18 protein-coding genes are annotated in these 23,606 nt (G+C 57.4%); 11 read left to right on the plus strand and 7 right to left on the minus strand.

Annotated features, from left to right (window positions below):
* Positions 1-11: 11 nt before the first annotated feature.
* On the minus strand, positions 12-1,061 hold the full coding sequence (locus Q1A51_RS22485; protein WP_299602702.1) for an SRPBCC family protein: 1,050 nt from the start codon (positions 1,059-1,061) through the stop codon (positions 12-14).
* Positions 1,062-1,216: 155 nt separating this feature from the next.
* On the opposite strand from Q1A51_RS22485, the gene Q1A51_RS22490 reads away from it, so the two are divergent.
* Entirely contained in the window at positions 1,217-2,125 is a 909-nt protein-coding gene (locus tag Q1A51_RS22490; RefSeq protein WP_299671535.1) for a LysR family transcriptional regulator, read from the plus strand.
* Here Q1A51_RS22490 and Q1A51_RS22495 read toward each other — a convergent pair.
* Positions 2,122-4,185, minus strand: coding sequence for a protein-disulfide reductase DsbD domain-containing protein (locus tag Q1A51_RS22495; protein ID WP_299602708.1), 2,064 nt, complete (start codon positions 4,183-4,185; stop codon positions 2,122-2,124). The two genes, Q1A51_RS22490 and Q1A51_RS22495, sit on opposite strands and share 4 nt — an antisense overlap.
* Before the next feature lie 159 nt (positions 4,186-4,344).
* On the opposite strand from Q1A51_RS22495, the gene Q1A51_RS22500 reads away from it, so the two are divergent.
* From Q1A51_RS22500 to Q1A51_RS22510, 3 genes are read left to right on the plus strand one after another with little or no spacing between them, the layout of a single operon-like run.
* The gene (locus tag Q1A51_RS22500) at positions 4,345-4,938 is read left to right on the plus strand and encodes a carboxymuconolactone decarboxylase family protein (RefSeq protein ID WP_299602711.1); all 594 of its coding nucleotides are present in this window, start codon (positions 4,345-4,347) and stop codon (positions 4,936-4,938) included.
* A gap of 47 nt (positions 4,939-4,985) precedes the next feature.
* Complete coding sequence (locus tag Q1A51_RS22505; protein ID WP_299602715.1) at positions 4,986-5,489, plus strand: SRPBCC family protein; 504 nt, start codon at positions 4,986-4,988, stop codon at positions 5,487-5,489.
* Between the two features lie 60 nt (positions 5,490-5,549).
* On the plus strand, positions 5,550-6,149 hold the full coding sequence (locus Q1A51_RS22510) for an SRPBCC family protein (protein ID WP_299602719.1): 600 nt from the start codon (positions 5,550-5,552) through the stop codon (positions 6,147-6,149).
* 183 nt (positions 6,150-6,332) lie between these two features.
* Here Q1A51_RS22510 and Q1A51_RS22515 read toward each other — a convergent pair whose 3' ends face one another.
* Entirely contained in the window at positions 6,333-6,671 is a 339-nt protein-coding gene (locus tag Q1A51_RS22515) for a hypothetical protein (protein ID WP_299602723.1), read from the minus strand.
* Between the two features lie 17 nt (positions 6,672-6,688).
* On the minus strand, positions 6,689-7,117 hold the full coding sequence (locus tag Q1A51_RS22520) for a hypothetical protein (RefSeq protein ID WP_299602726.1): 429 nt from the start codon (positions 7,115-7,117) through the stop codon (positions 6,689-6,691).
* A gap of 110 nt (positions 7,118-7,227) precedes the next feature.
* Here Q1A51_RS22520 and Q1A51_RS22525 point away from each other — a divergent pair, with 110 nt between their 5' ends.
* Positions 7,228-8,001, plus strand: a complete 774-nt coding sequence (locus tag Q1A51_RS22525) for a helix-turn-helix domain-containing protein (protein ID WP_299602728.1) — start codon at positions 7,228-7,230, stop codon at positions 7,999-8,001.
* Between the two features lie 404 nt (positions 8,002-8,405).
* Here Q1A51_RS22525 and Q1A51_RS22530 read toward each other — a convergent pair whose 3' ends face one another.
* Positions 8,406-9,305 carry a LysR family transcriptional regulator gene (locus tag Q1A51_RS22530; RefSeq protein ID WP_299602731.1) on the minus strand — a complete coding sequence of 300 codons (900 nt, stop codon included), beginning with the start codon at positions 9,303-9,305 and terminating at the stop codon, positions 8,406-8,408.
* 94 nt (positions 9,306-9,399) lie between these two features.
* Between Q1A51_RS22530 and Q1A51_RS22535 the strand changes: the two genes are divergently transcribed.
* Both Q1A51_RS22535 and Q1A51_RS22540 read left to right on the plus strand, forming a co-directional pair.
* Complete coding sequence (locus Q1A51_RS22535) at positions 9,400-10,194, plus strand: aldo/keto reductase (RefSeq protein WP_299602734.1); 795 nt, start codon at positions 9,400-9,402, stop codon at positions 10,192-10,194.
* A gap of 1 nt (position 10,195) precedes the next feature.
* A complete protein-coding gene (locus Q1A51_RS22540) occupies positions 10,196-10,414 on the plus strand; it encodes a hypothetical protein (RefSeq protein ID WP_299602738.1) in 219 nt (72 codons plus the stop codon).
* 130 nt (positions 10,415-10,544) lie between these two features.
* Here Q1A51_RS22540 and Q1A51_RS22545 read toward each other — a convergent pair whose 3' ends face one another.
* On the minus strand, positions 10,545-11,231 hold the full coding sequence (locus Q1A51_RS22545; protein WP_299602741.1) for a hypothetical protein: 687 nt from the start codon (positions 11,229-11,231) through the stop codon (positions 10,545-10,547).
* A 215-nt stretch (positions 11,232-11,446) separates the two neighbouring features.
* Positions 11,447-13,117, minus strand: a complete 1,671-nt coding sequence (locus Q1A51_RS22550; RefSeq protein ID WP_299602744.1) for a pentapeptide repeat-containing protein — start codon at positions 13,115-13,117, stop codon at positions 11,447-11,449.
* 666 nt (positions 13,118-13,783) lie between these two features.
* On the opposite strand from Q1A51_RS22550, the gene rplJ reads away from it, so the two are divergent.
* The 4 genes from rplJ to rpoC all read left to right on the plus strand — a co-directional run bounded on the left by rplJ (position 13,784) and on the right by rpoC (position 23,495).
* Positions 13,784-14,296 (plus strand): 50S ribosomal protein L10, encoded by a 513-nt coding sequence (gene rplJ, locus Q1A51_RS22555; protein WP_299211411.1) that lies wholly within the window; start codon positions 13,784-13,786, stop codon positions 14,294-14,296.
* Between the two features lie 69 nt (positions 14,297-14,365).
* The gene (rplL, locus tag Q1A51_RS22560) at positions 14,366-14,743 is read left to right on the plus strand and encodes a 50S ribosomal protein L7/L12 (protein WP_299211414.1); all 378 of its coding nucleotides are present in this window, start codon (positions 14,366-14,368) and stop codon (positions 14,741-14,743) included.
* A gap of 293 nt (positions 14,744-15,036) precedes the next feature.
* Positions 15,037-19,173: a DNA-directed RNA polymerase subunit beta gene (rpoB, locus tag Q1A51_RS22565; RefSeq protein ID WP_299602747.1), complete on the plus strand. Its 4,137-nt coding sequence runs from the start codon at positions 15,037-15,039 to the stop codon at positions 19,171-19,173.
* 77 nt (positions 19,174-19,250) lie between these two features.
* Positions 19,251-23,495, plus strand: a complete 4,245-nt coding sequence (gene rpoC, locus Q1A51_RS22570; protein WP_299211423.1) for a DNA-directed RNA polymerase subunit beta' — start codon at positions 19,251-19,253, stop codon at positions 23,493-23,495.
* Positions 23,496-23,606: the final 111 nt, after the last annotated feature.

Here is a 23,606-nt window from a genome sequence, read left to right on the forward strand (position 1 = left end):
GGCGATCAGTTTTAAGACGGGAACTGGCGCGCGTAGGGCGTACCATTCTCAAGGAAGTACTTGAGATCGTCGATCCCGAAGCCGGCGAACATGAAGAAGCTCGTCCGCGCGAAAGCGACAGCCTGCGGCGGTACGCCCGGTGCGCTTTCGAAGACGATGGACACCGTGACTTCAGACGAATCTTCATCAATCGGTTTGACGCTCCACTCGGCCTCGTTGGTGGTCACAAACGGAGGCATGCCTGCTTCGATCGTGTAAGCATAGGTGAGATTGTCTTCGTCGTAGCGTGTGATGATCTCACGGGTCGCGCCCCCAAGCCCGGGGATGAAACAGGCGCGTACGTCGCCGACTTTTCCATCCGTGTCCTCGAATTCGATGGACTCGATCACGCTCGACCATTCGTGGGCACCTGCGTAGTTTTCGGCAACCTCAGCCCAGACGGCCTGCGCCGATACGTTGAACATCCGGGTGTGGGTCAACGTGACATCGGCGATCCCGCTGTGCATCCCGCTGGAGTAGCCGCCAAATCGGTCAGTGAGGCTTGCCGCAGCTTCGGTATAAAGCGCCATCACCTCCTCGGAGGTCTCGCCGTCGAAATACTGCTGCCAGGACAGGACTGCGCCTTCGCGTTCTTCAGCGGGGCGTACCTGCATCACGGCAAGGTGGTTGGACAAGCCCAATGGGTTGTCGCCGGGCAAGCTGTAGGCAAAAGACATTTTGCCTGTATTGTTCACGAGGATCGTTTCGGTCACCACCGTACCATCCGCGAGTGTCAGGTCACGGGACATACCGTCGCCGGACACGGAGACACTGGACACCACGCCGATCATGTCATCAACGTTGTTGCTGTCAGAGACGAAGGCAAAAACGTCAGCGGGCGAGGCGGCGAGTTCGACCTCGATTGCGAACTGCATGGGTGCCATAGTCAGTTCGTCGACCATGACCGCACCGACGACACGCGGTGGAATATCCTGAGCGACCGCAACGGGTGCGGTAGCCGCGAGGCTTGTGGCAACGGCCAGAACGGCGGCAGTTGTCGTGAGATTAGAAATCAGGCGCATGGAATCCTCCTGGTTGGGTACCTGCGCACGAAGCTACACTAGTCGAAAATGCACCTCATGTTCCGTTTGAGGGCCACACTGGACGAAAAATGGAACGCCTGCTACGTTTTGAAGTGTGACATCCACACGCGAAAAATACAGATTTTAAACCAAAGGTGATCTTAACGTTGTCTGTCGATTGGAACGATTTGAAGGTCTTTCTCGCCGTCGCGCGTGCGGGTTCGATCCGCGGTGCATCAGAGAGCCTGAAGGTCGCGCACTCCACTGTATCCCGCAGGATGGATGCGCTTGAATTTGCGTTGAAGGCCCGCTTGTTCGACCGGACGCCGGACGGCTTACTGATCACCTCGGCGGGTGAAGACCTGCTCGGATCTGCCCGAACGATTGAAGAAACAATGCATTCGGCCGAACGGTCCGTCGCGGGGCGCGACCGCGAGCTGTCCGGCGACGTCCGCTTTACTCTTCCGCTACCAATGGCTGTTTGCGTTCTGACCGACGACCTAGCCAGCTTCGTTGAGCAAAACCCACTCGTTAACCTGATCCTCGATATAACCGAGGACCTTCTTGATCTGTCAAAGCGGGAAGCTGACATTGCAATGCGTTTTACGTCACGGGGTAATTCGCCGCCTGACTACCTGGTTGGGCGTAACCTGGCGACACAAGCGTCCTGTGCCTATGCTTCGACCGATTACATCGAGGCACATACCTTTTCAGGACCCAATCGAAATGGGCGCTGGCTGGGATGGGATGACGTTGTCGAGTATCCAAAATGGGTTCATTCGGCGGGGCTGGAGCCGATGCCGGTCATGGGCAGTTTCGACGACGTGTTTGTCCAGATGGCTTTTGCCAAGCGTGGCCTCGGTATGGCCTTCCTTCCATGCATGATGGGCGACCTAGATCCGGCGCTTCAGCGAGTGCCCGACGCGCGACCAGTTCCTCATACGACACTTTGGGTTCTGACCCATCCGGACCTGCGGGACAGCGTACGACTTCGGAGTTTCCGCGAGTATCTATACGACGTTGTGTCCGACAAGCTTGACCTCATCGAAGGGCGCGGCGCTTAGCCTTGCGCTTCGCGAAGGGCGTCCAGGACGGCGCCGGGGCTCAAAAGCTCGGGCAGCACGATCCCTTCAGGAGCCCCAGGTCCGTAAACCACGTTGAATGGGATGCCGTAGCGGCCGTGGCTCGTCAGGTACGAAAGAATGCTGTCGTCGCGCTGCGTCCAATCGGCCTGCAGGGGGGCTACACCTTCTGCTTCCAATGCCGCGCGCACCTCGCCATCGCTCAGGGCGACGCGTTTGTTGACCTGGCACGTGATACACCAATCCGCTGTCACATCGACGAAGACGATCTCGCCCGCCGAGACGAGACGGTCTCGCTCTGCGATGGAGAAGACTCCGAAATCGGCTGTCGCCACAGAGGAGGCACCGGCCTGCGACGAAGTGATCACGCTGGGGCTGAACATCAGGGCCAGTGCGACAATGGCAAGTGTCGCCCCAATGGCGCTGCCCCGGCCTTCGACTGACCGGCCTGTCCAAAGCGCTGCCCCCATCACGACAAGGCCAACCGATACGACGATGGCCAAGGTCTGCCCGGAAACGCCAGCGATGACGAAGAGAAGCCAAACGGTCGTTGCCGCCAGGGCAAGCCCAAGCACCTTCTTCATTGTGAGCATCCACTTGCCGGGCTTGGGCATCGAGGTCGCAAGCCCGGGGAACACAGCCACAAGCAGGAAGGGCGCAGCAAGGCCGACACCGAGCGCCGTGAAAATAGCGAGTATCTCGAACGTACCCGAAGACAGCGCGAACCCGATTGCTGTCCCGACGAAAGGCGCGGAACACGGGGTGGCGAGCAGCGTGGCGAAGACACCGGTCAGGAAGTGACCCTTGAGCGTGTCGGAGTTGCCAATCTGCGCGGTCCCGGACATCCATTTTGGCAGCGGGATTTCAAACATACCCAGCAGATTGTAGGCGAACACCGTGACGACGATGGCCATGAAGACGAGAAAGTAGGGGTTCTGGAACTGAATGCCCCATCCCACCGCCACGCCAACCGACCGCAGTGCAACGGCCCCGAGGGCGAGAACCCAGAAAGACGCAAGGATGCCCATGGCAGACGCCATGAACGACAGGCGGACGCGGGCCGGGCTATGTCCGCCGTGAGAGACCACCGAGAGCAGCTTGATCGATAGCACAGGCAGGACGCACGGCATCAGGTTCAGGATCATTCCGCCGACAAAGGCGATCCCGACAAAGCCCAGAAACGCGGAGACAGAGATGCCGACCGCTGCCTGGGCGAGTGCTGCGGTGTCCAGCTGAGCTTCGAGGCCGCGCGTGCCATCCACAATGGTGAGAGTCAGGTCTTTCCCCGAGAGGTCGGCGGGCGTGCCTTCAAACGTCTCGGCGTCCAGCGTCGCGGTGAAGCCCAACCCATCTTCTTGCAGATCAACGGCAGGGCGGGAAAACGGGACGTCCTCCGGTCCCTCCACGATTACGTCTGGAGCGGTCAGCGGGAAAACGGAGGTGACGCGCACTGCGATGCTGTTACCAGTGTCTGAGCGGGTGACCTCGTCCAGAGACAACCCGGATTGAGACCCATCGCCGGGAACCTGGGATTGGTAGAGGTCGATTAACTGGGCATCCAGGCCAGCAGACGGAGTGCCGGGATCGAGTGTGAGAGAGACTGTGGCGACTTGCGGGACGCAGATTTCCTTGCAAAGCAAATAGTCGACCACCGCGTTTAAAAGAACAGGCTGTGTCGGGTCCGGGATATCCACATTCACCGGAAAGACGATGCGTTCGCCGTATCCAAAGGTGTCGAGATCGAACAGCGAAAACCGATGCGGTGCGGGCCATTGCATTTGGGATGGTTCGGCGTTGTCCGAACCCGACCAATCCACCGTGACCGGGTACCCTGCGTCGCCTGGGGTTCTCCAATAGGTTTTCCAGCCATCGTTGAGCCGAATGTCGATGCCGACCTGAAGCGAACCATCTGCTGGCGCTGCCGTTTGCGCCGCGATCAGCCGCGCGCTCGACAAATCCAGGTCCGTCCATCCTTCATCCGCATGTGCGGACAGCCCGGAAAGGAGAGCAATCACAACTGCAAACGATCTGAAAAACCGCATCGGACGACTCCTGTTTTTGAGGCAAACGCCGTCATCCTAACGGACCAATTTCAGACCAGCACGTACCATTATTGGAACTGACCGGTGCGAAATTGAACGTGGCAAGGGAGAAGTCGTGACGCCACATTCGCAGCATCAAGCCCCGGAGGATTTCGCGCTATGCCCAAGCCACCACTCATCTCAGTTGAGCTCAAGACGCCCGACACCGCAGAAGGCGCCGCAGCGGGTATCCTTGCTGGTGCCCGCGGCCAGCTTGGCTTTGTCCCGAACATGTACGCGGCCATGGCGAACCTGCCCGCCGTTCTGGAGCAGTACTCCGCAAGTTATGCAGCATTCCGTGAAACGGCGGGTTTTACGCCTGCCGAGCAGGAGACGGTCTTCCTCACGATCAGTCAGGCAAACGATTGCCACTACTGTACCGCCGCGCATTCCATGCTGGCGGACGTGATGTCTGGCGTTCCGAAGTACGCGCTGGAGGCGCTGCGTAAGGGCGACACGCCTGCAGACGACCGGCTTGGTGCCTTGTCCGAGTTCACCCGCAGAATGACTCTCTTGCGGGGGGCGGTCGAGAAAGACGATGTGGACCGCTTTCTGGCCGCCGGTTTCACCAATCAGCACGTCTTTGGGGTAATCCTCGCCATCGCGTGCAAGACATTCTCCAATTACACCAACCATTTGGTCGGAACCGAGATCGATGACGCGATGGCGGCCTATGCCCTGTCCGGTGACGAATTCGCAGAAGCGACTGCGTAAGCGCGTGTCCCGCGCAACTCACCCTTAAACCTAGAAGGAACAAAAACATGCATGCAGAAATGACAAAACGCGTGAATGCGTCGGCGGAAGACATCTGGGCAGCCTTCAACGACTGGGGCGGCATCTGGCGCTTTCAGCCGTGGGTCGTCCGTTCCCCGCTGCTCAGCCAGAACAATGAGGGCGTGGGCGCCAAGCGCCGCTGCGAGTTCGTCGACAAGACGTCCATCGTTGAGACAATCACCAAGATCGAGGACGGTCGCGCCATTCACATGACGCTGAGCGAAACCCCCAAACCCATGAAGGGCGGCAAGTCCGTCATCCGCCTGAGCCCAAGTGGCAACGGCACCGACGTCATCGTGGAGATGGACATCGAAATCGGCATGGGCCCTCTCGGCGCGATTATGGGAAATCTCATGATGAAGCCGATGATGAAAAAGCGCGTGTCGCTGATGCTGGAGAGCCTTGAGCACCACCTCAAGACCGGCGGCAAGATCGACAGCAAAGGCGTCAAGCACAACTCCCCGTCCGCTGCTGGTGCCGTGCCTGCATAACCCAATGAAATCAAAAGCCGGGTGTGGCGGGTCGCCGCCACGCTCAAGATGGAGAACGAAATGAAGAAGATACTCAAAATAGTTGGCGGCCTCGTCGTGATCGCTATCGTTGGGGGATTTGGGTTTCTGAGTTTGAGCCCCACACTAAGAAGCGACCCGAACGTTGGCCTTTCGCCCGAAACTCACGTGTTTGGGGAGTTGGATGTTCGAGACTTCACCGACAAACCGCTCGGTGCTGAAGTTAAGGTATTCCTACCCATGACACCGTCGGAAGCCATGGCGATTGTCGCGGCGTTCGAAGACTACTCCGATTGGGTATCCCCTCCACCTGAGAACGTTGTGATTGACAATTCAGCGAGGGAAGCTGGGAATTTTGGTGTTGGTTCTTTTGTCTCTTACAAGGAAGGCGAAACAGACGAAATCGTACACCTCGACCCCGAGTCTTCCATGGTTGCGAAGCCACTCTGGGCACCTGATGCCTTTGAAGGCCACCGAGGGGTCGTGATCGTGACGCCAGCTGAAGGCGGCTCAATCATGCATATGCGGCGGTATTTTGAGACCACTAGTATGCAAGGCTGGATGATGTCCAAGATGATGCCGATGTTCATGGAAGGAAGCGCTGAAAACCTGGCAGAGATTTATGGCGGTGAAGTTCTTTGAATGTGTCCGTACGGACTTTGGCGGGAGAATAGGCCGTGCCGCGCAGATAAAGCGCGGCATGGCTTTTTGTTAGTGCGCCAATTCCATTCCGCAAGCAAAGAGGACTGATGATGAACGATCGGTATCGCGAGCTTCGCTATGTCCAAAAAACGGGCAGGCAATGGCGGCGTAAATTCACACAACTCAATCGACGTGAACACCCAGGAGGAGTCTCTTGGGATCTCCGCCGGATTTTCCAATCAAGTAAATCAGGTAAGGCGCTAAGAAGAGAATGCCTAACGGCGGTGCGAGGAGACCCAATCCAATACTGCCGCCGGTGAAGCCACCGCGCCAGGCCATCCAGACACCCGACAAGATCAAGTAGGTCGTGAAGTCCACGTTGAACTGACCTTGCCACGTGAGCGCGAAGATCGGGCCGAAGAAGTGTGGCAGGAGGTTCCATCCGTCGTTCGCAACAGCGGCGATGGTGAACACGACGATCACAACCGTGATCGCAATGAGAAGCAGGCGAAATTGTGCCATGGTGGTATCCTTTCTCGTCAAGCGGTGCTTTGAGCCGGTCGCCACATCGGACCGACCAGTATGACCAGAACGAGGATGTTCCAGACCGCGTTCTCCCAATTGCCCGAGGTGATCGACCCTGAGCTGTCTACAAGGAACCAGCCGAGCAGCCCCGCAAAGACGGTCTTGCGGCAGCGCTCGCCGTCGAGGTCGTAGAGCCAGAGCGACACACAGTACATCGTCACGCCCCAGCCGGTGAGGAAGCCACCGGACAGCGCGGACAAGAACCATGTCTCGCGCGACTCGTAGGACGGGAAGCCGTCCAGCGGCCACGACAGCAAGTCGAGGCCCCATCGCAACGGCTCGTTGGTCGCCGGCATTGTGCCGAAAAAGCCCAATATCCCGAACCCTATGAGCGCGCCGCCCGAGAATTTCATCCAGAACTTATGTGCTGCGTGGCCGAACATGTCTTGCACACTCCATATGTATTTCGCCCCATTGCTATGAAGCACGAGGGACCTCAGCAATTACTTTGGAGGTAAGTGACAGCTCAGGATGCGGCGTATACCTTCCGGACATGCAAACCTTCCCCAACACATTGCGCCATTGGCGAAACCTACGGCGCTTCTCGCAACTCGACCTGGCAAACGAGGCGGGCATTTCCTCTCGCCATCTGTCGTTTCTCGAAACCGGTCGTGCGCGGCCAAGTCGCGAAATGGTCGTGCGGCTTGGTGAGACGCTGGAAGTTCCACTAGAGGCCCGGAACGAAATGCTGACGGCCGCCGGTTTTGCCGCGCGGTATCGGTCTGCGGATTGGACCGCCGAAGAGATGGACCCGGTTCGCGCTGCGATTGAAACGACGCTTGCCAATCACATGCCTATGCCCGGCCTCGCCGTTGATCGCCTCTGGACGATCCGCATGGCCAACCCTGCCGCACTGGCGCTTTTCTCATCCTTCGGAATCGGCGTCGGCGACAGCCTGCTGGACCTCATGGTGTCGGACGCGCTTCCGACCGTGGTGGAGAACTGGCCCGAGGTCGCCCATCACGCCGCGAAGCGGCTCCGAACCGAGAGCGCATCTGAAGGCGGCATTCCGGAGTTTGGTCCCGTCATTGCGCACCTTGAGAAGGCCCTGAAACCGATTGACCCCGCTCGAACACCGGTTATTCCGACGATCGTCGTTCAGGGCGATCAAAGGCTGTCCCTGTTCGCGACAATCGCCCAATTCGGAACGCCCGAAGATGTTGCGCTCGGCTCGTTGAAGATCGAACTCTACTTCCCGATGGATCTGGAAACGGAGCACGTCTTTAAAGGAATGGCAGAGGACGAGACCGCTCAGCCTGCAATGTGAGCGCGAGGATCGTACCCACCGGAGTTGCATATTGTTCGTACAGCCTGGGCACGTCTTCCCAAACCAGCGGAATATCGGTTTCGAACCTATAGGTCTTGCCGTCGCCGATATTGGAGAAGACCGGCGTCGCACAAAGTCGTGCCCCTGCCCGGAGGTTGTCCATCGATGTGTGAGCTCAAGCAAGCACAGAGTTAGGGTCGCGGCGAATGGCGGCTAACATAGGCCGAAAGCCATCGATTGTGTCCGCGATTTGTGAGCTAGCCAGAAGTTATATTTTGCACATGCAGCGAATGACCGGAATACGGGCTGCGAGCGCAGCATCTTGATCGGTCGATAAATGACAGGAATGGGCCGTACTAGATTTGCCGTAGTGCAAAGAGACAGGGGACGCCATTTCGTCTACTTCATGTATCGACAAGAAGTTGTGCATTGCACCAGTCCTGGACCGCATTGCAAAAGCGCTCGACGCGGGCGGGTCGCTTCGTTCCTGAAGCCAAAGCTAAATTCACCGGCAAACGCGCAGCTCTCAGGCTTGGTGCTACATCGGTCAAGGTTCCATGTTTGAGGTCTGACGCCACAAACCAATGCGGTAGGATGGCGATGCCGATGCCCTGCATTGCCGCTTCATAGACGGCAAAGATGTTGTCGCTTGCCAGTTTCGGTCGGACGTTAAATGTCCGAGTGGCATCGTTTTCATCAAACAGTTCGATCCGGTTCCCTTCGAAGGGACCAAGTGTCAGCCAGGGCAGTGCATCGACATCACTTCCAGCATGTCGCGCCAAGCAGTCCGGTGTTCCGACGACAAGGCGCTCCACCCGCGTCAACTCTCGAACAACGAGCGTCTCATCGGGCACGGGGCCGATCTTGAGCCAACAATCACACCCTTCCTCGGCAAAGCGAATGGTGTCATCGCGCAACTGCCAATCGATCGTTATGTTCGGGTGTTGCTTCATGAACTTGGCCGCTGCTTTAATGAACAGCCGTTGGCCCAATGCGACTGGCGCGATGACCCGGATCGTGCCTTTCAGTTCGTCATTCTCGCTATGACGATCTTCGATGGCCTCCCATTCTCCGAACATGCGGCGCGCATCTGACAGCAGCGCCAGACCGTCAGGGGTCAGTGTCACGTCATGTGTTGTGCGCCGCACCAGAACGACACCGAGGCGTTCTTCGAGTGCGGCGAGTTGTCGGGATACTGACGGCTGAGATGTGCCGAGATCACGTGCAGCGCCGGACAGCGATTGCCGTTCCGCAATCCGAACAAAGGTCTCAAGCAGGGTGAGGCGGTCAAAACGAGTGCTCATACGCCTATCGTATAGCAGTGTTACTTTTCATGCTACTACCGTTGTTCACTCCGGTGGGTATGTTCCTTGCAACACAAACGAAAGGAACCACGACATGACAAACGATCTGAACACGACCTTCACTTTCCTGAACGGGCGGACCGTAGATCGCATCGGATATGGCGCAATGCGCCTGACCGGTCAGCCGCGTAACTTTGGGCCCTACGCCGATTGGCAGGGCGGCATTGAACTATTGCGACGCGCCCGTGATCTTGGTGTCTCCCATATCGACACAGCCCGGGCATATGGACCTCATGACAACGAAAGGCTGATTGCAGACGCCTTGGTCGATGACGATGGCAGCTACGGTGAGATGTTCATCGCCTCCAAGGGTGGTGTGGAGAAGTCCGCCACCAGCATCAGTCGAGACACATCGGCTGAAACCATGAAGCGGCATCTTGATGAAAGCTTAGACAATCTTCGAACAGACAAGATCGATCTTTACTACGTGCATGCGCCAGACGGCATCACGCCAATCTCTGAAAGTGTGGCTGCGCTTGAAGAGATGCGCCAGACGGGGAAGATCGACATGATAGGCCTGTCGAACGTGTCCCGTTCACAAGTCGAGGAAGCTTTGCGCGTCGCGCCTATAGCGGCTGTCCAGAACCGGTACTCGCCTGCCGACGCACGCGATGAGGCCCTCGAAGATATGATTGACTGGTTGAATGATCAGGGCATCGCCTTTGTCCCACACGGACCCTTGGGTGCGAACCCGATGAAGCAGGGTGCGGCGGTCAATCCCAGTGATGCGCTCCGCACATTGTTGGCGCGCGCACCGAACGTTCTTGTCATTCCGGGAACGACGACCATCGCACATCTGGAAGACAACGCAGCGGCATTGGCGGCATGACATGCGGTCGGTTCTGATCACCTGGGCGGCAGCATGGCCAACAATCTCGGCCCTGCTGTTTGCTTTTGAAGGAATGCTTGAGCATTGGCCGCTGGCCTTCAGGACGCTTGTTTTGACCGGCCTTATGGTCCCTGCAATGAGCCTCTTTGTTGTTCCCTACCTGACCCGATTACTTGATCGTATATACGCAAGCTGGCGCTCAGCCGAAAAGACCAGATAAAAGCTTGTGCTTACACTGGCTGACCATGAACGCGATTACTGCTTGGGTGAGGCCAATGTCTGCTATGCGGGCTGCGACTGCAGCATCGAAGTCGTGTGCTGAAAGTCGGCTATGGGCCGACCATGACACCTCAATCAAACGGTCTTCTAAATTCAATTTTTCGAATTCGGCCTGTGCGCTCTCGTAACCAGTCAATACCATTCACGTCTGTGTATTCGACTTCCACAACAGGGTGACCGAACATAGAACTCTCGAGGTTCTCGTACGGCACCGCATCACTGATTGTTTGACGAGGTGGAATTGTGCCAAACACGACCTCTATGTCAGCGAAAGGCTCATCGAAATTTTCCACACGGTATGCTCTCGCAACGCAATCAAGAAATGGAGCCGTAGTTGGGTTTTTGATACGCAGGATCCAACTGCCGTTTTCTTCTTCGCACCAACCAGTTAACCCTATGTCAGACTGTCCAGTTGACAGTTCGGAGAAGACAGCCTCTTCGTGTAACTCTTTCCATATTTGAAGCACTGACTCTTTAAAGTCGGCTCCGTTGTTCTTGTCGATGAGCGTTGCACAAGCACCGCAAAGCCAAATCCCGTTACTAGCAGATTTACGCTGAAGGGCGGTTTGCTCGGAGTTATAGCGCGGTCCATTGTCTTGAGCTGCGCAGATATGTGCTGCAACCCCCTGAGAGATCGACTTGGCTTGGTCGGCTGTAGATGGACCAACGGTGGTTTTTCTACAATCTGGATTACTGCATCTGTAGCCCGCACGTTCTGCCAAAAGTCGCTTAGTTGTCGCAGTAAAATCATCTCTCATGAGTAATTTTCTCGTCCAAGAACGTCTGAAATGTCACCGCAACTTAGCCATACTAGCTCCGTAACGTCAGCCCAAAACGCCCCTGATCTTTGGGCCGTTCAACGTCCGGTTCGGCGTGCTGCACCGCAGCAGCAGTTCGACCGGCTCAATGACCGCAATGGGCCGGACGCATAATTCTGCAGCTGCGCATCAAAGAACTTCAGTTGGCTATGGATTCATTCCCAGAACCCGTCGGGAGCAGGTCGCTCAACCTCGAACTCATCGTATTTCCTGACCCATTGATAGTTTGTTGTAGCGCTGCCGGTACGCTCGAAATCAGAATTTAGACATTCAATCTGTTGGTTGGAGAGTGGAAACCGGGTGCCGGTAAGTATGTGTTCACCGTTCGGGGCCAACAATGGTTGGCCCGTTTGGACCCTATCCCGCAGGTACCAATATGCCCATGAGGTCTCCGCACAACCGCCCTCTGACTGGGTCGCTTCTTGTTTGTATCGATAAGCTACATCAAAGGGAGTTGGGTAGAAGTTCTTATCCCCAAATAGATAAACTGACTGTCCCGTACTGATTTTGAAAGCTAAGATCTTCTCCCAGAACAAGAATGACAGAGTGGAGGTGCCGTCATCATATGGGTGTATCCAAGAGTTGAAGTTTACATCATCGGCAACAGGTAAGAGCTGTACAGTAATTCGATAATCCTCGTCGCTCCAGTTGACCCAAGTGCGGTGTAGACCGTTCATGATGTGATTTGCATCTGTGTCGTCTGAGATGACAACAATGTTTCCTAGTGTTGGACCACCTGTTCGCTCGAAGGTTGCGTGATCAGCGCTGAACCAAGGCGATGAAACCGTCGCGAGTAGATCGATGCTAGAAAACACTGATCCCGAAAAGTCGACACCAGTTGCATCGATCCCAACAAAATCTGTCCCTCGAAGGTTCGCACCAGTTAAAACAGTCTTTCCTAGGCTGCGAAGTTCTTGCTGGTAAAGGTCTATGCTACCAACAAGTTTGAGGGAGCTGAGATCGGCGTCAGGGATCTGGAAAGGTACAGACAACTCGTCGAAATTCACCCCCGCAGATATTAGGAGTTGAAGCAACTGACCTCGTTCTGGACTATAAGTTGAATTACTAAGATCTTGCCCCGCAAGCGTTTCAAGGTCACCCGGAACCATCTCGCCTAGTTCACTTTTTTCCACACTCAACTGCATTTGACCAATTATTTCAGCGACTTGGTTGTCTACCTGATAAGGCTCAAGGGAGTAAATTAAAGCTTGGATCCTAGCCTGCAGGCTTTGGCTTGGTGTCCATAAGCTTTGCTCCGCCCTTTCCCGGTACATTTCGTCCATTAGACTAGGCATCTGTGCCGCAAAAACTGCTGAACTTCTGGCCGACTTAGCTATCGATATCTGCAAGTCAATCAACTCGTTTTGTTTGTCGAGCCTGTCAACCTGCCGGATCGCCGCCAACGCAGTGATGGTAGCAATTACAGCGCCTATTGCCGTGAAACAGAAGCCAATTGCTATTGTCGCTCCCCAGAAGCTCATGACGGTTTTCGAAATAGCTCTCACTCGTGTCAGAATTTCGTCACGAGAACCCGAAAGCTGGGAGGAATTTGGTAGGATCTCTCCCAAGAGGCTCTCAAAGATGTCTTGATCTGACTTACTTTCCGAGTTGCCTCGCAAATCTGAAAATGAGCGTGTCAGGCTTCGAAAGACTGCAAAAAGGAATAACGCAAACGTTGCTCCTGCAAATCCAACCCAAACGCTTCCTTCTAACAACCACTCCGCGCGAAATAAAAAGCCAAGCGCAAGGACGATGCCTATGGCAACACCAATTAGAACTGGCGTCAAAGCTCCCAACACGCGGGCTAACACAGTAACAGACTTCATCGCTTTTGGTGCGCTCCCAGGTTGTCGATTAGTCTCTACAACGTCGCTTCGAAATCAAGTACTCGTTTTGGTGTCCTAAAGCTCTCCGCCGCAATATGCCGCTGGCCCATCGAATGTCGGCTATCCAGGCTGCAATCGCAGCATCAAATTCAATGATCGAACGGCGGCTTTGGGCCGTTTGTCAAAATTTGCAAAGTCCGCTTCCTGCACTCCGCCGCCATTAGTGCATCGTGCAGCATAAAGCTATTTGGGCTCAGAGCGGACGTTTGTTCGAAACGCAGCACCTGACAATATGGGCTCGCTGCGGACATACACGCAAACTTTGCAACGTTGGCTTTCTGCGCTCCCGGTCGTTTCGATCCAGCCACACCCTGCCCAAACCGCCCCAAACACCCTTACCCCCTTGGCATTCCGCCCCAAACCGACTAACCAACCTGCGAGGGCTTCCGTGTGATTCGGCAAGCCCTCATTTCGTCCGAGACGGTGGGTGACTGGGATATGCCAGTCATAATTCCTGCCCGAGGCGGGAACAGGCCACGTTAAGCTCAGATGCTCTGTCGAGCCTCGGGCGGCTTTGGACCCGTGTATTTCGAGGACCAAACCGCCGGAGTGATCCGGTGCAAACTGAGCCGGGGACCATCAAGGCCCCCAAATTTGGAGAAAACTGTGGATAGAGCCCAGAAAGAGAAAGTGGTCGAGGAACTCGGCCAGATCTTTGAAAGCTCTGGCGTCGTCGTGGTTGCCCACTACGCCGGTCTGACAGTTGCCGAAATGCAGGACCTGCGCGCACGTGCCCGTGACGCGGAAGCTTCTGTTCGGGTTGCAAAAAACAGGCTCGCCAAGATCGCCCTGGACGGGAAGCCATGCGAAAGCATCGGTGATTACCTGACGGGCATGACCGTTCTGACCTTTTCCGAAGACCCCGTGGCAGCCGCCAAGGTGTCCGAGGACTTTGCCAAGGAAAACGACAAGTTCGTGATCCTGGGCGGGGCCATGGGTGAGAACGCGTTGGACCGGGCCGGTGTGACGGCTGTGTCGAAGATGCCTTCGCGCGAGGAGCTTATCAGCACCATCGCGGGCATGCTTGGCGCACCTGCATCGAACATCGCCGGGGCCATTGGCGCACCTGCAAGCAACATCGCCTCCGTTCTCTCGACCATCGAGGAAAAGGCGGCCTAAGGCATTGTCTGATTGGCGTGCGGACATCGCGCACGTTGGAACACACTGTAAACGGAAAGAGCTGATAAAATGGCTGATCTGAAGAAACTGGCAGAAGAGATCGTTGGTCTGACCCTGCTGGAAGCACAAGAACTGAAAACCATCCTCAAGGACGAGTACGGCATCGAGCCCGCCGCTGGCGGCGCTGTGATGATGGCTGGTCCTGCTGACGGCGCTGGCGCTGCAGCTGAGGAAGAAAAGTCGGAATTCGACGTCGTCCTGAAAAACGCTGGCGCCTCCAAGATCAACGTGATCAAGGAAGTCCGCGGCATCACAGGCCTGGGCCTGAAAGAAGCCAAGGACCTGGTCGAAGCCGGTGGCAAGATCAAAGAAGGCTGCGGCAAAGACGAAGCCGAAGAGATCAAAGGCAAGCTGGAAGCAGCTGGCGCCGAGGTCGAACTGGCCTAAGTCCCGCTGGGACGGGGGCGCCTTTGTGCATCAAGGGCGACAGGGGTTCTTGCCGAATTCCACGCCCCCACTTGAAAACGATGGGCTGGATGCGCATATCGCGCGTCCGGCCCGACCCGTCTTGGTAAGGGCTTTCCTGAAAAGTCTTTTCCAAGATGCGGTTTGAAAGGTCGGGAGGCCGCCGGTGGGACGGTGGCCATGAATTGACCTGAAACCCATCGTCTCACGGGTGCAGCGTGCCGGGGCCCGACGGCATTGCAGTGTCCAGAGAAACGCTGAAAGGTGACACCAGTATGGCGCAAACGTTCCTTGGCCAGAAACGTCTTCGTAAATATTATGGCAAAATCCGTGAAGTTTTGGATATGCCCAACCTCATCGAGGTTCAAAAGTCTTCCTACGACCTGTTCCTGAACTCCGGTGATGAGCCCACGCCCATGGACGGCGAAGGCATCATGGGTGTGTTCCAGTCGGTCTTCCCGATCAAGGACTTCAACGAAACCTCCGTCCTGGAATACGTCAAGTACGAGCTGGAAAAGCCCAAATACGACGTTGAGGAATGCCAGCAGCGCGACATGACCTACTCGGCCCCGCTGAAGGTCACCCTGCGTCTGATCGTGTTCGATATCGATGAAGACACCGGCGCGAAGTCCGTCAAGGACATCAAGGAACAGGACGTGTTCATGGGCGATATGCCTTTGATGACACCGAACGGGACGTTCATCGTGAACGGCACCGAGCGTGTGATCGTGTCCCAGATGCACCGGTCGCCCGGTGTGTTCTTTGACCATGACAAGGGCAAGACACACTCGTCCGGTAAACTGCTGTTCGCCTGCCGCATCATTCCCTATCGCGGCAGCTGGCTGGACTTCGAGTTCGACGCCAAGGACATCGTGTTTGCCCGGATCGACCGTCGCCGCAAACTGCCGGTGACCACGCTCCTGTACGCTCTTGGTCTCGACCAAGAAGCGATCATGGACGCCTACTACAACACCGTCAGCTACAAGCTTAAGAAGAACAAAGGCTGGGTCACGCCGTTCTTCCCCGAGCGTGTGCGCGGCACCCGTCCGACATACGATCTGGTTGATGCGAAAACCGGTGAAGTGATTGCCGAATCGGGCAAGAAAATCACGCCACGCGCCGTCAAGAAGCTGATCGACGAGGGCAATGTCACCGAGTTGCTGGTGCCTTACGAGCACATCGTCGGCAAATTCGTCGCCAAGGACATCATCAACGAAGAAAACGGCGCGATCTATGTCGAAGCCGGTGATGAGCTGACCCTTGAATATGACAAGGATGGCGATCTGATCGGCGGTACGGTCAAGGAACTGGTGGATGCGGGCATCACCGACATTCCGGTTCTGGACATCGATAACGTCAATGTCGGTCCGTACATGCGCAACACCATGGCGCAGGACAAGAACATGAACCGCGAAACCGCGCTCATGGACATCTATCGCGTCATGCGTCCGGGCGAGCCACCCACCGTTGATGCGGCAAGCGCCCTGTTCGACACGTTGTTCTTCGATAGCGAACGCTATGACCTGTCCGCTGTTGGCCGGGTGAAAATGAACATGCGTCTGGCCTTGGATGCCGAAGACACGCAGCGCACGTTGCGCCGCGAAGACATCGTGGCCTGCATCAAGGCACTTGTGGAACTGCGCGACGGCAAGGGCGATATCGACGATATCGACCACCTCGGCAACCGTCGTGTGCGTTCTGTTGGTGAGCTGATGGAGAACCAGTACCGTGTTGGCCTTCTGCGTATGGAGCGTGCCATCAAGGAACGCATGTCGTCGGTCGAGATCGACACCGTCATGCCGCAGGACCTGATCAACGCGAAACCGGCTGCTGCTGCTGTGCGCGAGTTCTTTGGCTCGTCCCAGCTGTCACAGTTCATGGACCAAACCAACCCGCTGTCCGAAGTGACACACAAACGCCGCCTGTCGGCGCTTGGGCCGGGCGGTCTGACCCGTGAGCGTGCCGGTTTTGAGGTGCGCGACGTGCACCCAACCCACTATGGTCGGATGTGCCCGATTGAAACGCCGGAAGGGCCGAACATTGGTCTGATCAACTCGCTGGCCACCTTTGCTCGTGTGAACAAGTACGGCTTCATCGAAACGCCTTACCGCGTGGTAAGCGACGGTCAGGTGACGGACGAAGTGCACTACATGTCCGCGACCGAAGAGATGCGGCACACCGTGGCACAGGCGAACGCTTCGCTGGATGCCGAAGGTCGCTTCAACAACGAGATGGTGAACACCCGTCAATCCGGGGACTACACGCTGGCGCCCGTGGATCAGGTTGATCTGATCGACGTGTCGCCCAAGCAGTTGGTCTCGGTCGCGGCCTCGCTGATCCCGTTCCTTGAGAATGACGACGCCAACCGCGCTCTGATGGGCTCGAACATGCAACGTCAGGCCGTTCCGCTCCTGCAAGCCGAGGCGCCGCTGGTCGGCACCGGCATCGAAGAAGTTGTGGCGCGCGATTCTGGTGCGGCCATCATGGCGAAACGTGCTGGTATCATCGACCAGGTGGATGCCACCCGGATCGTGATCCGTGCCACGCACGACCTTGAGCTGGGCGACGCGGGCGTGGACATCTACCGCATGCGCAAGTTCCAGCGCTCGAACCAGAACACCTGCATCAACCAGCGTCCGCTGGTGAAGGTGGGTGACACGGTTCAGAAGGGCGAAGTGATTGCCGATGGTCCGTCCACCGATATGGGTGAACTGGCGCTGGGCAAGAACGTGGTTGTCGCGTTCATGCCGTGGAACGGCTATAACTACGAAGACTCGATCCTGATCTCGGAACGTGTGTCGCGCGATGACGTCTTTACCTCGATACACATCGAGGAATTCGAAGTCGCCGCCCGTGACACCAAGCTGGGGCCGGAAGAGATCACCCGCGATATCCCGAACGTCGGTGAGGAAGCCCTGCGCAACCTCGACGAAGCGGGCATCGTTTATATCGGTGCGGACGTTGAGCCGGGCGATATTCTGGTGGGCAAGATCACACCGAAGGGCGAAAGCCCGATGACGCCGGAAGAGAAGCTTCTGCGCGCCATCTTTGGTGAGAAAGCCTCGGACGTGCGCGACACCTCGCTGCGTGTGAAGCCGGGTGATTTCGGCACGGTCGTTGAGGTGCGCGTCTTTAACCGCCACGGTGTGGAAAAAGACGAGCGTGCTCTGCAGATCGAGCGTGAGGAAGTTGAACGCCTTGCCCGTGACCGCGACGACGAACTGACCATTCTGGACCGCAACATCTATGCCCGTCTGGGCGATATGCTGTTGGGCAAAGAGATCGCCAAGGGGCCGAAAGGCGTCAAGGCAGGCTCGAACGTTGATGCGGACCTGCTGGAAGCCTTCCCGCGGTCTGTATGGTGGCAGATTGCCCTGAAGGACGAGCAATCGGCGCAAGTGGTCGAGGCCCTGAACGAGCAATACGAGGCGCAGAAGCGTGCCCTGGATGCCCGTTTTGAGGATAAGGTCGAGAAGGTTCGTCGTGGTGACGATCTGCCCCCGGGCGTGATGAAGATGGTCAAAGTGTTCGTGGCGGTGAAGCGCAAGCTGCAACCGGGCGACAAGATGGCTGGTCGTCACGGCAACAAGGGTGTGATTTCGAAAGTGGTGCCGATGGAGGACATGCCGTTCCTCGCGGATGGTACGCCGGTTGATTTCTGTCTGAACCCGCTGGGTGTGCCGTCGCGTATGAACGTCGGTCAGATCCTTGAGACACACATGGGCTGGGCCGCACGCGGTCTGGGTGTGAATGTGGACGAGGCGCTGCAAGAGTACCGTCGTTCGGGTGACCTGACGCCGGTGCGCGAAGCGATGCAACTCGCCTATGGCGGTGATGTCTATGAAGAGGGCATCTCGGGCATGGACGAAGAGCATATGATCGAAGCCGCTGGCAACGTCACACGCGGTGTTCCGATCGCCACGCCCGTCTTTGACGGTGCGAAAGAGGCGGATGTGAACGACGCGCTGGAGCGTGCAGGCTTCTCGACATCGGGTCAGTCGGTGCTGTTTGACGGCCGCACAGGTGAGCAATTTGCCCGCCCTGTGACCGTCGGCATCAAGTACCTGCTGAAGCTGCACCACCTTGTGGACGACAAGATCCACGCCCGTTCGACCGGTCCGTACTCCCTCGTCACGCAGCAGCCGCTGGGTGGTAAGGCGCAGTTCGGTGGTCAGCGCTTTGGTGAGATGGAGGTCTGGGCCTTGGAAGCCTACGGCGCCGCCTACACCCTGCAAGAGATGCTGACGGTGAAGTCGGATGACGTGGCAGGCCGAACCAAGGTCTATGAGAGCATCGTCAAGGGCGAGGACAACTTCGAAGCCGGCGTGCCGGAATCGTTCAACGTTCTGGTCAAGGAGGTCCGCGGCTTGGGCCTCAACATGGAACTCCTGGATGCGGAGGAAGATGAATAGCGGCGCAATCGTAAGGCGGGGTTAACCCCGCCCTACAGCTCCAATCTTCCCTCCGCTCCCCTTTCAAGGATTTGAAAATGAACCAGGAACTGACAAACAACCCGTTCAACCCGCTGACGCCACCCAAGGTCTTTGATGAGATCAAGGTGAGCCTGGCGTCGCCCGAACGCATCCTCTCGTGGTCGTTTGGCGAGATCAAGAAGCCCGAGACCATCAACTACCGCACGTTCAAGCCCGAGCGTGATGGCCTGTTCTGTGCGCGTATCTTTGGCCCGATCAAGGATTATGAATGCCTGTGCGGCAAGTACAAGCGCATGAAGTATCGCGGCGTTGTCTGCGAGAAATGCGGTGTCGAAGTCACGCTGCAAAAGGTCCGCCGCGAGCGGATGGGCCACATCGAACTGGCGGCTCCCGTCGCGCACATCTGGTTTCTGAAATCGCTGCCCTCCCGTATTGGTTTGATGCTGGATATGACGCTGCGCGATCTGGAGCGTGTGCTGTACTTTGAAAACTACGTGGTGACCGAGCCGGGTCTGACCGACCTGTCCTATGGCCAGATGCTGTCGGAAGAAGAGTTCATGGACGCGCAGGACGCGTTCGGCATGGACGCCTTCACCGCCAATATCGGTGCCGAAGCGATCCGCGAGATGCTGTCCCAGATCGACCTTGAGCAAGAGGCAGAGACCCTGCGCGCCGATCTGAAAGAGGCGACAGGCGAGCTGAAGCCCAAGAAGATCATCAAGCGCCTGAAAGTGGTGGAAAGCTTCCTGGAATCCGGCAACCGCCCGGAGTGGATGGTTCTGACCGTGATCCCCGTGATCCCGCCGGAACTGCGCCCGCTGGTGCCGCTGGATGGGGGCCGTTTTGCGACGTCCGACCTGAACGATCTGTATCGCCGGGTCATCAACCGGAACAATCGTCTGAAGCGTCTGATCGAACTGCGCGCGCCTGACATCATCGTCCGCAACGAAAAGCGGATGCTGCAGGAATCTGTCGATGCGCTGTTTGACAACGGCCGTCGCGGCCGCGTGATCACGGGTGCCAACAAGCGCCCGCTGAAATCGCTGTCGGACATGCTGAAAGGCAAGCAGGGTCGTTTCCGTCAGAACCTTTTGGGTAAGCGGGTCGACTTCTCGGGCCGTTCGGTCATCGTGACCGGGCCGGAACTGAAGCTGCATCAATGTGGTCTTCCGAAGAAGATGGCGCTGGAGCTGTTCAAGCCGTTCATCTATTCGCGGCTTGAGGCGAAGGGGCTGTCGTCCACCGTTAAGCAAGCCAAGAAACTGGTCGAGAAAGAGCGTCCCGAAGTTTGGGATATCCTTGACGAGGTAATCCGCGAACACCCTGTCATGCTGAACCGTGCGCCCACGCTGCACCGTCTTGGCATTCAGGCGTTCGAGCCCGTGCTGATCGAAGGCAAAGCCATCCAGTTGCACCCGCTCGTTTGTTCGGCTTTTAACGCCGACTTCGACGGTGACCAGATGGCTGTGCACGTCCCGCTGAGCCTTGAGGCGCAGCTTGAAGCACGCGTGCTGATGATGTCGACGAACAACGTTCTGTCGCCTGCAAACGGCGCGCCGATCATCGTTCCTTCGCAGGACATGATCCTGGGTCTCTACTATGTGACCCTGGAACGCGAAGGCATGAAGGGCGAAGGCATGGTCTTTGGTTCGATCGAGGAAGTGCAACACGCCCTCGACGCTGGTGTTGTGCACCTGCACTCAAAGATCACCGCTCGTGTTCCGCAAATCAACCCCGAAGGGCTTGAGGTGATGGAACGGTTCGAAACGACCCCGGGTCGTGTCCTTTTGGGTGCGCTTCTGCCGCTCAACAACAAGGCACCGTTTGCACTGGTGAACCGTCTTCTGCGGAAGAAGGAAGTGCAGCAGGTGATCGACACCGTCTACCGCTATTGTGGTCAGAAAGAGTCGGTCATCTTCTGTGACCAGATCATGACCATGGGCTTCCGTCACGCGTTCAAGGCGGGCATCTCGTTCGGCAAGGACGACATGCTGATCCCCGACACCAAGTGGACCATCGTGGATGAAACCCGCGATCAGGTGAAGGACTTTGAACAGCAGTACATGGACGGTCTGATCACCCAGGGCGAAAAGTACAACAAGGTGGTCGATGCCTGGTCGAAGTGTAACGATAAGGTCACCGACGCGATGATGGGCTCGATCTCGGCGGATCGTCGGGATGAGAGTGGCGCTGAAATGGAGCCGAACTCGGTCTACATGATGGCGCACTCCGGTGCCCGTGGCTCGGTCACGCAGATGAAGCAGCTGGGCGGGATGCGCGGCCTGATGGCCCGTCCGAACGGCGACATCATCGAAACGCCCGTGATCTCGAACTTCAAGGAAGGTCTGACCGTTCTTGAATACTTCAACTCGACCCACGGTGCGCGGAAAGGTCTGTCGGACACCGCTCTGAAGACGGCGAACTCGGGTTACTTGACCCGTCGTCTGGTGGACGTCGCACAGGACTGCATCGTGCGCGATCTGGACTGTGGCACCGAAAACGCCATCACTGCTGAAGCGGCCGTGAATGACGGTGAGGTGGTTGCATCGCTGGCCGAGCGTGTGCTGGGCCGTGTTGCCGCCGATGACGTGCTCAAGCCCGGCACCGACGAGGTGATCTTGGCAGCCGGCACGTTGATCGACGAGCGTATGTCGGACGCCATCGAAGAGATGGGCGTGCAGTCGATGCGCATCCGGTCGCCGCTGACCTGTGAGGCCGAAGAAGGCGTGTGTACGATGTGCTATGGTCGTGACCTGGCGCGCGGCACCATGGTCAACACCGGTGAAGCGGTCGGCATCATTGCCGCCCAGTCCATCGGTGAACCGGGCACGCAGCTGACGATGCGGACCTTCCACATCGGCGGCGTTGCTCAAGGTGGCCAGCAGTCGTTCCTGGAAGCAAGTCAGGAAGGCAAGATCGTCTTTGAGAACGCGCAGACGCTGACTAACGCAGCAGGTCAGGTTCTGGTCATGGGCCGGAACATGAAACTGATCATCCAGGACGAGAACGGCGACGAGCGCGCCAATCACAAACTGGGCTACGGTACGGCATTGTTCGTCACTGATGGTCAGGATGTAAAGCGTGGCGAAAAGCTGTTTGAGTGGGATCCCTACACTCTGCCGATCATCGCGGAGAAAGCCGGTACTGCGAAATATGTCGACCTGGTTTCGGGCCTTGCGGTTCGCGACGAGACTGACGAAGCAACCGGCATGACCCAGAAGATCGTGATCGACTGGCGGACCGCACCGAAAGGCAACGAGCTGAAGCCGGAAATCATCCTTGTGGGTGAAGACGGTGAGCCCGTGCGGAACGATGCGGGCAACCCGATCACTTACGCGATGTCCGTGGACGCGGTTCTGTCGGTGGAAGACGGTCAGGAGGTCGCCGCTGGTGACGTCGTGGCACGTATTCCGCGTGAAGGCGCCAAGACCAAGGACATCACCGGTGGTCTGCCACGTGTGGCTGAACTGTTCGAAGCCCGTCGTCCCAAGGATCACGCGATCATCGCCGAAATCGATGGTTACGTGCGCTTTGGCAAGGACTACAAGAACAAGCGCCGCATTGCGATTGAACCCGCCGACGAGACCATGGACAAGGTCGAGTACATGGTGCCCAAGGGCAAGCACATCCCGGTGGCCGAAGGCGACTTCATCCAGAAGGGTGACTACATCATGGATGGCAACCCCGCCCCCCATGACATCCTTGCCATCATGGGTGTCGAGGCCTTGGCCGACTACATGATCAACGAGGTGCAGGAGGTCTATCGTCTGCAGGGCGTGAAGATCAACGACAAGCACATCGAGGTCATCGTCCGGCAAATGCTCCAGAAATGGGAGATCGAGGACTCGGGCGACACCACGCTGCTGAAAGGTGAGCACGTGGACAAGCAGGAGTTCGATGCTGCGAATGAGAAGGCGCTGTCGAAAGGCGGACGGCCAGCTCAGGGTGGTCCGATCCTGTTGGGTATCACCAAGGCGTCACTGCAGACCCGGTCGTTCATCTCGGCTGCGTCCTTCCAGGAAACAACCCGCGTGCTGACCGAAGCGTCGGTGCAGGGCAAGAAGGACAAGCTGGTCGGTCTGAAAGAGAACGTGATCGTGGGCCGTCTGATCCCTGCCGGGACCGGTGGTGCAACACAGTCCGTGCGCAAGATCGCATCGGACCGCGACAACGTCGTCATCGAAGCCCGTCGGGAAGAGGCCGAAGCGGCTGCTGCCCTGGCAGCACCGGCTGCCGAAGATGTGGTGGGTGGCGATGTGTTCGACACGGTCATCGACCATTCGGAAGACAGCCGCGACTGACCTGGGTCGCAGTTTGAAAATCAAACCCCCGCCAGAGATGGCGGGGGTTTTCTTGTTTTTGTGCGCTGTGGAAGAGTGCGAGCCGCCCGTTCGCCCGCAATTGGGTCATCG

Source organism: uncultured Tateyamaria sp. (assembly GCF_947496075.1).
GTDB lineage: Bacteria > Pseudomonadota > Alphaproteobacteria > Rhodobacterales > Rhodobacteraceae > Tateyamaria.